12 protein-coding genes are annotated in these 12831 nt (G+C 42.1%); 6 read left to right on the top strand and 6 right to left on the bottom strand.

The window, feature by feature from the left end:
- Positions 1-209: 209 nt before the first annotated feature.
- On the top strand, positions 210-1070 hold the full coding sequence (locus tag VIM89_RS01280; RefSeq protein WP_488154308.1) for an N-acetylglucosamine kinase: 861 nt from the start codon (positions 210-212) through the stop codon (positions 1068-1070).
- A gap of 81 nt (positions 1071-1151) precedes the next feature.
- Here the strand turns inward: VIM89_RS01280 and VIM89_RS01275 are convergent, their stop codons facing one another.
- Positions 1152-1862: an NUDIX hydrolase gene (locus VIM89_RS01275; protein WP_488154307.1), complete on the bottom strand. Its 711-nt coding sequence runs from the start codon at positions 1860-1862 to the stop codon at positions 1152-1154.
- 134 nt (positions 1863-1996) lie between these two features.
- Between VIM89_RS01275 and pfkA the strand changes: the two genes are divergently transcribed.
- From pfkA to gap, 3 genes are read left to right on the top strand one after another with little or no spacing between them, the layout of a single operon-like run.
- Complete coding sequence (pfkA, locus tag VIM89_RS01270; protein ID WP_488154306.1) at positions 1997-2983, top strand: 6-phosphofructokinase; 987 nt, start codon at positions 1997-1999, stop codon at positions 2981-2983.
- A gap of 7 nt (positions 2984-2990) precedes the next feature.
- Positions 2991-3839 carry a hypothetical protein gene (locus VIM89_RS01265; protein ID WP_488154305.1) on the top strand — a complete coding sequence of 283 codons (849 nt, stop codon included), beginning with the start codon at positions 2991-2993 and terminating at the stop codon, positions 3837-3839.
- Positions 3840-3845: 6 nt separating this feature from the next.
- A complete protein-coding gene (gene gap / locus VIM89_RS01260; RefSeq protein ID WP_488154304.1) occupies positions 3846-4841 on the top strand; it encodes a type I glyceraldehyde-3-phosphate dehydrogenase in 996 nt (331 codons plus the stop codon).
- A gap of 82 nt (positions 4842-4923) precedes the next feature.
- On the opposite strand, the gene VIM89_RS01255 is transcribed toward gap, so the two are convergent.
- Positions 4924-7335: an ABC transporter permease gene (locus VIM89_RS01255; protein WP_488154303.1), complete on the bottom strand. Its 2412-nt coding sequence runs from the start codon at positions 7333-7335 to the stop codon at positions 4924-4926.
- Positions 7336-7625: 290 nt separating this feature from the next.
- On the opposite strand from VIM89_RS01255, the gene VIM89_RS01250 reads away from it, so the two are divergent.
- Both VIM89_RS01250 and VIM89_RS01245 read left to right on the top strand, forming a co-directional pair.
- On the top strand, positions 7626-7982 hold the full coding sequence (locus VIM89_RS01250; RefSeq protein ID WP_488154302.1) for a nuclear transport factor 2 family protein: 357 nt from the start codon (positions 7626-7628) through the stop codon (positions 7980-7982).
- Positions 7983-8129: 147 nt separating this feature from the next.
- Entirely contained in the window at positions 8130-8615 is a 486-nt protein-coding gene (locus VIM89_RS01245) for a transposase (protein WP_488154301.1), read from the top strand.
- Positions 8616-8771: 156 nt separating this feature from the next.
- Here VIM89_RS01245 and VIM89_RS01240 read toward each other — a convergent pair whose 3' ends face one another.
- From VIM89_RS01240 to glgB, 4 genes are all read right to left on the bottom strand, one after another.
- On the bottom strand, positions 8772-9224 hold the full coding sequence (locus VIM89_RS01240; RefSeq protein WP_488154300.1) for a hypothetical protein: 453 nt from the start codon (positions 9222-9224) through the stop codon (positions 8772-8774).
- A gap of 18 nt (positions 9225-9242) precedes the next feature.
- The gene (locus VIM89_RS01235; protein ID WP_488154299.1) at positions 9243-10256 is read right to left on the bottom strand and encodes a proline iminopeptidase-family hydrolase; all 1014 of its coding nucleotides are present in this window, start codon (positions 10254-10256) and stop codon (positions 9243-9245) included.
- Positions 10257-10303: 47 nt separating this feature from the next.
- A complete protein-coding gene (locus tag VIM89_RS01230; RefSeq protein ID WP_488154298.1) occupies positions 10304-10495 on the bottom strand; it encodes a hypothetical protein in 192 nt (63 codons plus the stop codon).
- A gap of 191 nt (positions 10496-10686) precedes the next feature.
- Positions 10687-12813: a 1,4-alpha-glucan branching protein GlgB gene (gene glgB, locus VIM89_RS01225; RefSeq protein WP_488154297.1), complete on the bottom strand. Its 2127-nt coding sequence runs from the start codon at positions 12811-12813 to the stop codon at positions 10687-10689.
- Positions 12814-12831 lie beyond the last annotated feature (18 nt).

Below are 12831 nucleotides of genomic sequence, written 5' to 3'. Positions count from 1 at the left end.
AATCAAACTACAGGTTGTTAGTATGTTAAAAATCACTTTAATTGTACAAATTAGTTAGCATAATTAATGCTTTGAAATAGTGCTTTTTATATTCAAAAACAGTATATTAGTATGCTTTGCTCCAATTTTTTACATTTTAAAAATACAAAGTGTTTTATTTACAATTAGTAAATCATACTTTTAACCAATTTTTTAGATAAACTTAATTTATGATCATAATTGCTGACGGTGGCTCTACCAAAACCAATTGGTGCCTGGTTACCGAAGAAGGTAAAAAAGTGTATTTCAACACTGAGGGCTACAATCCCTATTTTTCAAGTACTGCTTACATTGTGCAATCGCTGATGGAGAACCTGCCGTTGGACCTTGAGAAGAGTGAAATTACAGAAGTAAATTATTACGGTGCAGGATGTTCAACCGACGATATGCGTAAGATCGTTGCCGAAGCTATGCAAGCTGTATTCACCAAAGCAAGAGTTTATATTGGTCACGATTTGCTGGCAGCTGCCCGCGCGCTGTTAGGCAATAACGAAGGTTTCGCGGCTATTCTGGGTACCGGTACAAACACCTGTATCTATAATGGCAAAGAAGTAGTTCACAACATCGATTCAGGAGCATATATTTTGGGCGACGAAGGCAGCGGCTGCTACATCGGCAAAAAACTGCTTACAGACTACCTTAGAGGTTACATGCCCGAACCGGTAAGAAAACTATTCTGGGATACTTACAAACTAACCCCAGATGATGTGAACGAACAGGTTTACACTCAACCCCGTGCTAACCGTTTCTGCGCAAGCTTCAGCAAATTTGTGTACGACAACAATGTACACATTGAATATTCCAGAAACCTGGTACGCACCTCATTTGAAGACTTTTTCCGCAACCTGGTAACTCATTATCCTGACTACCAGAAATATACTTTTAACTGTATTGGTTCGGTAGGTTATAACTTCCGAAACGTACTGGAAGAAGTTGTTGCCGAGAACGGAATGGTTGTCGGAAACATTATCCGCTCGCCTATAGACAACCTGGTAAAATATCACCTGGAATTGGCGACAAGTCAATTATAATAATCGGCCTCTCATATACCAAAAAAGCGTTCTGATAATCGGAACGCTTTTTTCATTTAATATTATTGCTTAAGGATTCGGTTAACTCACTTTCCCTTTATTCTCCAGGTTCAGCTCGTTTTGAAATATTTTGGTGTATTTTCTTCTGTCGAATTTATAAAGCTTGGCTGCACGGTAGGATACCCCCTTTTGCTTTTCGTCAAGCTCTTTCAAAAAGCCATAGCTCAGCATTTTCTTCCTGAAATTACGCTTATCCAGTTTCTTGTTCAGAACAGCTTCATAAAGCGATTGCAATTGTGTAAGTGTGAATTTCTCTGGCAATAACTCAAATGCTATCGGCTGATAATTAAGTCTGCGACGTAATTTGGTAAAGCCGGTCTTAAATATTTCGCTGTGATCGAATGCCAGTTTAGGTAATTCGTTTACCGGGTGCCAGAAAGCTTTCCTTGCATATTGAGTAACCGGTCTCAGGTCTTTTTGTCCGTTTATGCGGATCAATGCATAATAAGCAACGGTGATCACACGCCCCTGAGGGTGACGGTTTACTTCGCCAAAAGTGTGGAATTGCTGCATGTGCAGGTCGCGCAAGCCCGTTAGTTCATAAAGGATACGCTCGGCAGCATCGTCAATACTCTCATCCTGCTCTACGATATACCCCGGCAATGCGAGCCAGTCCTTATAGGGCTCTTCGTTTCTCTCTATTAATAAGATCTTTAACTCACCGGCCTCGAAGCCAAAAATGACACAGTCTATAGAGAAAACTGAATTAAATGTAGGTAACTTTACTTCCAAAAACTTGTATTTATAGGTTTACGCTCTAAAGATATGGTGTAATTCTCCGAATATAAAAAAAATAAAAATAAAATAAAATTCAATGGTGTAATTTACACACACTATATTCGTAACCGAAAAACAGTCAAGCTAAGATGCAGAAAATAATAAAACTCGGTGTTTTGACTTCAGGAGGCGATGCTCCGGGGATGAACCCGTGTATACGAGCCGTGGTGAGGACCGGAATTTACAACGGCCTGGAAGTTGTGGGGATACGTAAAGGATACCAGGGAATGATCGAGGATGACATGTATGACATGAATCCGCGCTCTGTAAGTAATATATTGAATTTAGGCGGCACTATTTTGAAGACAGCCCGCTGCCTTCCTTTCCGTACCGATGAAGGTATGGAGGCAGCTTATCAGAACCTGAAAAAACGCGGCATTAACGCCTTAGTAGTAATTGGCGGCGACGGTACTTTTACCGGCGCGCTTCGTTTTTCAAAAAAATATCCTGATATACAGGTAATGGGTGTACCTGGTACAATAGACAATGATTTGTACGGTTCAACCTATACTTTAGGCTTTGATACGGCAACAAATACAGTTGTTGAAGCGATTGATAAAATTCGTGATACTGCTGATGCGCACGACCGCCTGTTCTTTATTGAAGTAATGGGCCGTGATAGCGGCGCCATTGCCTTACGCGCCGGTGTTTGCTGCGGCGCTGAGGCGATTTTATTGCCTGAAAAAGCTACTGCGATAGATGATCTGATTGAAAATCTTAAAAATGGACAAGACAAAAAGAAATCGTCCAGTATTGTAATCGTAGCCGAAGGTGATAAGAATGGCGGTGTATATGATATTGCGCGCCGTGTGCAACAGGAGATCAAATTCTACGATATCAAGGTTACTATATTAGGGCACCTGCAGCGTGGCGGAAGTCCGTCGGCATTCGACAGGGTTTTGGGCAGCCGTTTAGGTTATGCTGCGGTAAAAGCTCTGTTACGTGGCCAATCGCAAAAGATGGTTGGCTTGCAGGCAAATCATATCAAAATAACTGATATTGAAGAGGCCTTGACACAACACGAGTTTAAACTGGAAGAAGATTTGATGGAGATGGCCGACATTTTAGCTATCTGAAGAAAGAATGATTGCAGTTGTATATAGCGGGTCGAATTATGCCGAATGGCGCCTTGCCGATAAGGGAAGGACGGTAGCGTCTTTCAAAACCAGCGGGCTTAACCCCTATTTCAACGATGAAAAACAAATAATTCAACTACTTAACAAAAACATCAACCTGATACACCACGCCGAAGAAATAAAACGCGTTTACTTTTTTGGTGCGGGATCATTCTCCGGTGAACTGAAAGCCGTGGTAAATAACGCGCTTTCCACCTTTTTCAAATTTGCGAAAATAACGGTTGAGCATGATATCGACGCAGCTGCAATAGCCTGCTGCAAAAATAAACCGGGCATAATATGTATTTGCGGAAGCGGATCAAATGCGGCCTGGTATGATGGCCGTAAGATAATGCCAAACAATTATGGCCTAGGTTATATCCTGGCCGATGAAGGTTCGGGCAATTGGCTTGGAAGGCAGTTATTAAGGGCATTTATGAATGAAACATTGCCAGCCAATATCCGCAAAAAGTTTGAGCAGAAGTATGATCTGGACCGCCGAACCTTGCTGGAGAAAGTCTATCGTCAAAAGCAACCGGCCGTGTTTTTGAACTCATTTACAGAGTTTTATCTTGAGCATAAATCAGATAATTATCTCAAGAGCGTCATAATAGGCGGCTTCAATAAGCTAATTAATACATATTTGCTACCTTTACACAGCCAGCACCCAGAGGGACAACTGCATTTTGTTGGCTCGGTGGCTGCAAATTTCCAGGACTACCTGAATGAAGCAGCAGCCCAATCAAACCTTACCATTACTAGTGTAATTAAAGAACCTATAAATAATTTATTAACGTATTATTCCAGTAAAAATTAAAAAATCATGAAAATAGGAATTAACGGTTTCGGCCGTATTGGACGCCTGGCTTTCAGAGCTGCAATTGAAAGACCTGATGTTGAAGTAGTTGGTATTAACGACCTTGTTGAGCCTGATTACATGGCTTACATGTTGAAATACGACTCTACTCACGGACCATTCAAAGGCACTATCGCTGTTGAAGGCGGCCATTTGGTTGTAAACGGTAAAACTATTCGCGTAACTGCCGAAAAAGATCCTGCTAACCTGAAATGGAACGAAGTTGGCGCTGAGGTTGTAATCGAATCAACCGGCTTGTTCCTTACCCAGGAAACTGCACAAAAACATATCGACGCAGGTGCTAAAAAAGTTGTAATGAGCGCCCCTGCAAAAGACGACACCCCTACTTTCGTGATGGGTGTTAACCACAAGCAATTAAAAGCCGATCAGCATATCGTGTCAAATGCTTCATGTACTACCAACTGTTTAGCTCCTGTTGCTAAAGTATTGAATGATAAATTCGGTATTGAAGAAGGTTTGATGAGCACTATCCACGCGGTAACTGCTACTCAAAAAACTGTTGACGGTCCGTCTGCAAAAGATTGGAGAGGTGGCCGTGGTGCTTACCAGAACATCATCCCTTCATCAACCGGCGCTGCTAAAGCCGTAGGTTTGGTTTTACCTGAACTGAAAGGTAAATTAACAGGTATGTCTTTCCGCGTACCGGTGGCCGACGTTTCTGTAGTTGACTTAACCGCCCGCTTAAAAACTCCTGCTACTTACGAGGAGATCAAAAAGGCAATGAAAGACGCTTCAGAAGGTGAGTTGAAAGGCATCCTGGGTTACACCGAAGACGAAGTTGTTTCTGAAGACTTTAAAGGTGATGCACGTACATCAATTTTTGATGCTAAAGCCGGTATCGCGCTGAGCAATAACTTTGTTAAAGTTGTATCATGGTACGATAACGAATGGGGTTACTCAAACAAACTGATCGACCTTGTTCAGGAAATTGGTAAACTGTAATTAAAAGTTTTACTTATAAAAGAAAACCCCGTCAGAATATTCTGACGGGGTTTTTCATTGTTAATTTATTGAAGATAGGTAACTATTCCGTTTTTAAACTCTTCACAGGATTCATCAAAGCCGCTTTTAAACTTAAGTAAGATACTGTGCTGAATGCGATGAGCACTACAGTTATAAATGGTATAATAAAGAACAGGACATTTATATCGATGCGGAATGCATAGGTTTGCAGCCATTTGTGAACAGCATACCACGCTAGTGGTACAGCTACCACAAATGCAATAGCGATTAGTATCGCAAAATCCCGGTAAAGTAATTGCAGAATATTGTTTACCGAGGCGCCTAATACCTTGCGTATTCCAATTTCCTTTGTACGTTGCACAATGGTGTAGGATACCAGCCCAAGCAAACCAAGGCAGGCAATCAAAATACCTATTCCTGTGAATACTGCAAACACCTGTCCGAATTGTTTATCGGCGTGATATTGCTCATTAAAATGGTTATCAAGGAAATAATAATCAAATTGATCTTCCGGGAAAAACTGCTTCCAGTTGGCACGCAGGCCCTCGATGGTTTGCTGTACGTTCGCTGTGCCGATTTTAACCGATATATTGCCGCCAACATCAGGTATGCAACGGAAGATGATCGCATCATAAGCATCACGCAACGATTGCTGATGATAATTATCTACCACACCCACTATGGTATAAATTTTACCCCAAAAATCAACGCGTTTATCCAAGGCATCGCTGGGATTACCAAAGCCCATTAGTTCCGAAGCTTTTTTGCTTAGAACTATCGAAGCGGTGTCGGCAGGGTACGCTTTTGAAATCTTTCTTCCAGCTAAAAGTTTGAAATCAAAGGCATCAAGATAATCATAATCCCCCCCCACTACTCTGTATTGTTTCGCGGTAGATTCAGCGGCTCCGCGCAGTTTTACACCGCCTGCATTCCATGGAATAGGCTCACCAGGAACAACAGTGGATGCAGTAACGCTTTTAACATTGGCTATCTTCAGGCTTTCTTCCTTAAAATTCTTCATGGTTTTAAAGAATGAATCCACCTTTGCCAGCGGACCTTTGATAACCACTGTCTGGTCAATATTGATACCCAGGTTTTGCTTTTGCATATATTCAATCTGTCTGAATACAGTCAGCGAACCGATCAGCAGGAATATGGATGCTGCAAACTGGAATACCACCATCCCCTTACGTAATATAATGCCGCGTGGAGAAGCTGACAGCTTACCTTTCATTACCTCAACAGGCCGGAAAGATGATAGTACGATAGCCGGGTAAAATCCAGAAAAGAATGTACCTACCAGCAGCATGGCTATAACACTTATCCAGAATGAAAGGTGCCCAAAAAGGCTAAAACCAATACTTGTCCCCGATAAGCTGCTAAAAATCGGCAGGAATATACCTATCAGTATGAAAGCCAATATTAGCGACATCAGGTTAAGTAAACCTGCTTCAAACATAAATTGAGTGATCAATTGCCCTTTGTCTGAACCTAATGTCTTGCGCACCCCAACCTCTTTAGCCCGACCAATACCACGTGCTGTAGCCAGGTTGATATAGTTGATCCATGCGATAGCGATCACGAATATGGCTACACCTAACAATAGGTAAACTGAATTACCATCTGAATTAGGTTGCAACTCAAACATACGATTAGAGTATAAGTGGATGCTTTGTGCCGGTTGTAAAGTATAAACTGCAGTGGCTCCGGCACTTTTAAAAGGTTCATAAGCTTTCTTTACAATAGGAAGAAACTTGGCTTCCAATTTTCTTGGATCGACGCCTTTACGCAGCAAAACATAAGTTGTACAACCGTCATTATACCACCTGTTATCAATATCGGGAGCATAGTTTTTTACAAGGGTAGAATACGATTGCAGGAAATCAAGCTTCATATGGGTATTGACAGGCATATCCTTCATTACGCCGGTAATCTTGATCGGCTTGTCATTATTCATTACCAGTGTTTGTCCCACGGGATTGGTGTTATGAAAAAGCTTATTAGCGATGGTTTCAGAAATAACAACCGAATTTGGTTCTTTAAGTGCAGTCTTGGGATCGCCGCTTAATAAAGGATAGCTGAAAATATTAAAGAACGAAGTGCTCACGAAATAATCGGACTGATCTTTAATAACGATCTTCTGATTTTTATAATTTACCAGCAGCTGACCCGCAGGCACCATTTTTACGAAATCTTCTATCTCGGGGAGCTGCGCTTTGAACTCGCTGCCTGGGGCAAATGCACCGCCTGCCCAGCGCGTACTCAGCTTGCCATTATCGTAGCGGTCCTGGTTAATGCGGTATATCCTGTCGCCTTTGGTGTGAAACTTATCGAAACTCAATTCGAAAGTGACATACTGCAATATCAGCAGACAAGCGGCCATACCAATAGCCAGTCCGAAAATATTGATAAATGAAAAGCCCTTGTTTTTGGTGAGATTGCGGAATGCAACCAGCAGGTAATTTTTGATCATGATCGTTTGGTCTTATGCCATTCGTCCCGCCAAGAACATGCCCCTCTTATATCTATCTATATATCAAATATTTAATAAAAGCTCCAAACTCCTAATCTGTTCGGATTTGATACAACTATCGTACGCTTGTGAACAGTTATGCCTCTAAATATCGGCAACTAAGCTTGTCCTCAACAATATTGCAGTTAAAATATGAACCCGATATAACACATTTCTGCATTTTATGAGTTAATATAATTGAAGCTAATAATTGTTTGTTTTCTGCCGGTACCAATTAAAACTTTTTAGCCATGATGACAACTACAGCTTCCGCAAAATATACCGTCATGTCGTTCCTCAAATGCCTGAACGAGGAAGAGTTTGACGATGCCAGGAAATACGCCGATGAAGACCTGAAATTTGAAGGTGTACTCGGCACGCGCAATGGCGCCGATGCCTACTTTAACGACATGAACAAGATGAAATTAAAGTATCATTTGTTAAAAACCTTTGCCGATGGCACTGATGTATGCGTATTGTACGATGTGTTGATGGGCGGCATATCCGTCTTTGCCTGCGGCTGGTACCAGGTGGAGCACCACAAGATCACTTCTATAAAAGTGGTTTTTGATCCGCGGCCTTTGCTGCATCATCAGAATGGGAATTGATTTATAATACCTTGTGACATCTCATATACCCCGTTGTCTGTGTCCTCTATACCCCCGTTGTCTGTGTCCTCACAGACAACATGCATATTTCAAATAATTTCTATATTCAAACATGGAATTAGGCGAGATATACTTCATACAGCAACTATGCTCAACTGGTCACATCTTCTGCAATCAGAAAAATATAAACTGATTGTTTTAAACAGCCTTATTCATCTTGTAGAAAAAGAAAAGATTAAGGTTTATGGTTTCGTGATTATGCCCAATCATATTCATCTAATATGGCAAAACATTGCTATAAATGGGAAAGAGATGCCATATGATAGTTTTATGAAATTTACAGGGCATCAGTTCCTGGATGACTTGCGAAATACAGATCAGCAATTATTAGAGAACTTCAAAGTCGATCGTAACAGTCGAAAACATCAATTTTGGCAAAGAAATGCCTTGCCTATCAGATTATATAATCGAAAAATTCTTGAGCAAAAGCTGAACTACATACATCTTAACCCCTTACAGGAGCATTGGAATTTAGTGAGTGATCCCAATGAATATTTATATTCTTCCTGCTCATTTTATGAACAACAAGATCAGCGTTTCAGTTGGCTTACACATTATATGGATGAGATGTAAGCTGTGGAATTGTCTGTTAGGAAGGAGAAAAATTGTCTGTGAAGACACAGACAATGGGAAAAAAGTTTGCAACTTTACACCATGCTTTATTAGGCAGTTACAAACTGCTTTCTATCTGCAAGTTTCAGTCACAGACTGAAACCAGTATGGGGGCGGTTACCAAAACTTCCACCACGCTCGCTTTTTTGTATCAACCTTTTTATCAGTTAAATCCATTGTGATTGTTCCGTCTTCCGCCGGAATCCAGATCGAAGTATCTTCGATATCAATCGCATTTAAATTTAAAAAGCTATCAATACGAGACAAAAGATATTCCATTTCTTGGTCTGATTGAAAAATGCCCAATCTTGGTACGGCAATTAACTCAGGACTTTCACTTTCAATTCGTCTCATTTTCTCCCCAAGCTTTTCTAGATTGAGCGGTGAATAACTGGAAGTTACATCCTCTTCAACATTGAAATTCTCGTCGAAAAGAAAATAGTCGGTTATCAGTATTGAAAAAAACTCCTTTTCTCTTTTATCAAAATAAAACAATTCCTGAAGTCGATTAGCGGGCTGCTGTATTGCAACTTCTAACCAGTTATAAATTTGTTGGTGTTTTGTTAGCATGCTTGATATTTATAACCCTCATTTCTCCGCGTCCACATCCTTAATAAACTTAATCACCCCATCCATAAACACCTTCTGGTCATCCCACATTGCCAGGTGGCTGCCGTTGGGGCAATACAGGCTTTTGCCATTCTTTACCTGCGTACTCATCCATTCCATGTATTTGGGATCCATGGTATCGTATTTGGCGCCTACCATTAAAGTTGGCACTGTGATTTCTTTTAAGCGGTTACTGATGTCCCAATGCAACAACCTGCCGCCTACTTTAAACTCGCTTGGGCCCTGCATCATCACGTAAATCTGTTCATTCACATGGTTGATTGCACGCATTGCAGGGTCGGGCCATTCAGGTAATCGACACAGGTGTTTGCAATAATATTCGTTCCACACCAATCTTTGATAAGTAGTGTCTTTATACATCCCTTTAGCCTCGTAATTCTGCAAAGAATCAACCAATGATTTACGCATCTGGCTTCTCAGCACGGCGTTGTATTTCTCGTAAGCCGGGATACTGGCCATCATGTTGCAAACGATTAACCCTTTTAGATTTTTCTGATATTTTAAGGCGTATTCCATTCCCAAAATACCACCCCATGAATTACCCAGCAGGTAGAAGTTGCTGCTATCCAAGTCCAATGCTTTGCGTACCTGCTCCACTTCTTCAACAAAACGCGGTGTCGTCCATAAACTGCTGTCTTTGGGCTGATCGCTATAGAATGAGCCCAGTTGGTCGTATTCTATCATCTCAAAACCTTCTTTTGGGAAGAAGCTTTCAAAGCACTCCATATACTCGTGCGTCATAGCCGGGCCGCCATGCAGCAACAACACCTTTATTCGCGGATTATTACCAAAACGCTTTGTCCACACTTTGAACTTGCCGACAGGCGTTTGAATATTTACCATTTTGATGCCCGCTACTTGCACACCAGAGTCGATGGGTGCAAAATATTCGGCAACGGTTGTCCCGCCCTGCTGTTTGCAGGATGAAAAATAAGTAAGTGCTAAAATTGAGAGGAAGAGAAATTTTTTCATGATAAAGGCTAATAAGAGATTAGAGTAAATCTAATTAAACCAATTGATTACATCAAATCCTTATCTTCCTTTTCACGGCGCACCTTGTAGGCCATATAGAAGAAAACCACTACCAATATCCCGTTAAATACAGCATCGATAGTTTCAACCTTTGGATATTGGGTAACGACCTGATAAATCAGGATCAGCAAACCCAATATCCCGCCGGCGAGGAATAAATAGAAGAATTTATAGCTCATAGTAGAGTTTAAAAAGAGTGTCATGCTGAAGCATTCGAAGCATGTGCGTCGGGCATCATGAACTATGCATTAGCGCATATGCAGGGCGTAAAGGCCTTTGCCCACATGCTTCGAGTGCCTCAGCATGACACCCACGCAATATTTTTCAGTGTTACTCTTCCCCGTTGTCTGTGTCCTCACAGACAACACTTCTACTTCGACCGTTTCAACACCGTTGCTCCCAGTGGCGGCAGATCGATCTGTATCGAATGCTCCCTCCCATGCCAATGCTGTTTTTCGGCCTTAACTGCTTTGCCATTCAGCATACCGCTGCCCCAGTATTTCTTATCATCAGAGTTAAATATTTCCTTCCAACTGCCAGCCTCAGGAACACCTACGCGGAAACCATGATGCGGTGCCGGGGTCATATTCAGCACGATTACCAAATCATTTTTAGGATCAAGCCCTTTACGGGTGTAGATCAGTACTGAGTCGTTGGCATTACCGCCGTCGATCCACTCAAAACCGCTGCCTTCAAAGCTCTTTTCGTACAGCGCAGGTTCGGTTCTGTAAAGATGGTTTAAGGCTTTTACCGTTTCCTGTATACCACGGTGGTTCGGATATTCCAGTACATACCACTCCAGCGACTGGCTAAAATTCCACTCGGATCCCTGGCCAAATTCTGCCCCCATAAATAACAACTTGCTGCCCGGATGGGTGAACATGTAACTGTAAACTAAACGCAGATTGGCAAACTGCTGCCATTCATCGCCAGGCATTTTACGCAGCATTGAGCCTTTGCCGTAAACCACTTCATCATGCGAGAAAGGCAGCATAAAATTTTCCGTAAAAGCGTAGATCAAACTAAAGGTGATCTGGTTATGATGATACCTGCGGTACAGCGGATCGGTTGAGAAATATTTGATCGTATCGTGCATCCAGCCCATCATCCATTTCATACCGAAGCCCAAGCCGCCTGCATATACCGGGCGACTAACCCCTGTAAACGAAGTCGACTCCTCCGCAATTGTCTGGGTATCCGGGAAGTGGCTGTAGCATGCCTCGTTAAATTCTTTCAGGAAAGATATGGCCTCCAGGTTTTCATTGCCGCCATATTGGTTTGGTTCCCATTCGCCATGGTTGCGTGAGTAATCCAAATAAAGCATAGAAGCCACGGCGTCTACACGCAAGCCGTCGGCATGGTAGCGGTCGAGCCAGAATAGCGCATTACTAATCAGAAATGCGCGTACTTCATTACGCCCATAGTTAAAAATGTAAGACTTCCAATCCGGATGAAACCCTTTGCGCGGATCGGCATGTTCATATAAATGCGTACCGTCAAAACGGTACAAAGCGTGAATATCACCAGGAAAATGTGATGGTACCCAATCCAGTATCACCCCAATACCTTCCATATGGAAAGCTTCGATGAGCTTCATCAATTGTTTCGGCGTACCATAACGGCTTGAAGCAGCAAAATATCCGCTCACCTGGTAACCCCAGCTTGGATAATACGGGTGCTCTGCCAAAGGCATAAACTCTACGTGCGTAAAGCCCATATCCTTTACATAAGGCACCATTTTATCAATCATTTGCTCGTATGAATAAAATGCATCCGGACTTTCATAGCTGCGTGCCCACGAACCAAAATGCACTTCATAAACCGAATAAGGTTGATCCAGCGCATTATGAACGTGGCGGTCCTTCATCCACTTCTTATCTTTCCATTCATAGTAGGTATCGGCTACTATAGATGCGGTACGCGGCGGTTCTTCCCAGCGTAAAGCAAAAGGATCTGATTTTTCCAGTTCTTCGCCGGACGAAGCTTTTATGAAATATTTATAGGTCTCACCATCGCCAACATTCGGAATAAAACCTTCCCATATACCTGATGAATCCCAGCGCACAAACAATTGGTGCGAACCTTTGTCCCAGTAATTGAAATTACCAATGACCGATACATATTGCGCATTGGGCGCCCATACTGAAAAATAGGTGCCAATAACGCCATTTACTTCTATTACGTGAGAACCAAACTTCTCATATAATTTATAATGCTTGCCCGATCGGAACAGGCTGACATCAAATTCTGTAAAACGGCTGTACGACTGTACAGCATTAGGCAGTGATTGTGCAGGCATAGATTGTTTAGTTGTAGATCTTTTTGTTTCCGTTTTTGCGGCCGGGGCAGCTTTAGTTTTTGCAGCGGGTTTTTCAGCTGCTTTTTTTACTGTTTTTGTTTCAGCGGCAACCGGTTTCTTAGCAGCGGTTGTGGCTTTTTTAGCTGGTGCCTTCTTAGCAGGAGCTTCTTTGCCGGTATCATTTGTCTTTTTAGCCATATGTTTGTGCCTGCAGGC

Source organism: Mucilaginibacter sp. (assembly GCF_036568825.1).
In the GTDB taxonomy this organism is placed as follows: Bacteria; Bacteroidota; Bacteroidia; order Sphingobacteriales; family Sphingobacteriaceae; genus Mucilaginibacter.
This window is presented reverse-complemented; position numbering and strand designations above follow the sequence as displayed.

Excerpts from the sequence above, each read along its gene's own strand:
- gap (WP_488154304.1), top strand. The coding sequence starts at position 3,846 with ATGAAAATAGGAATTAACGGTTTCGGCCGTATTGGACGCCTGGCTTTC.
- glgB (WP_488154297.1), bottom strand. The coding sequence starts at position 12,813 with ATGGCTAAAAAGACAAATGATACCGGCAAAGAAGCTCCTGCTAAGAAG.
- VIM89_RS01235 (WP_488154299.1), bottom strand. The coding sequence starts at position 10,256 with ATGAAAAAATTTCTCTTCCTCTCAATTTTAGCACTTACTTATTTTTCA.
- VIM89_RS01265 (WP_488154305.1), top strand. The coding sequence starts at position 2,991 with ATGATTGCAGTTGTATATAGCGGGTCGAATTATGCCGAATGGCGCCTT.
- VIM89_RS01230 (WP_488154298.1), bottom strand. The coding sequence starts at position 10,495 with ATGAGCTATAAATTCTTCTATTTATTCCTCGCCGGCGGGATATTGGGT.
- pfkA (WP_488154306.1), top strand. The coding sequence starts at position 1,997 with ATGCAGAAAATAATAAAACTCGGTGTTTTGACTTCAGGAGGCGATGCT.
- VIM89_RS01240 (WP_488154300.1), bottom strand. The coding sequence starts at position 9,224 with ATGCTAACAAAACACCAACAAATTTATAACTGGTTAGAAGTTGCAATA.
- VIM89_RS01245 (WP_488154301.1), top strand. The coding sequence starts at position 8,130 with ATGCTCAACTGGTCACATCTTCTGCAATCAGAAAAATATAAACTGATT.
- VIM89_RS01255 (WP_488154303.1), bottom strand. The coding sequence starts at position 7,335 with ATGATCAAAAATTACCTGCTGGTTGCATTCCGCAATCTCACCAAAAAC.
- VIM89_RS01280 (WP_488154308.1), top strand. The coding sequence starts at position 210 with ATGATCATAATTGCTGACGGTGGCTCTACCAAAACCAATTGGTGCCTG.
- VIM89_RS01250 (WP_488154302.1), top strand. The coding sequence starts at position 7,626 with ATGATGACAACTACAGCTTCCGCAAAATATACCGTCATGTCGTTCCTC.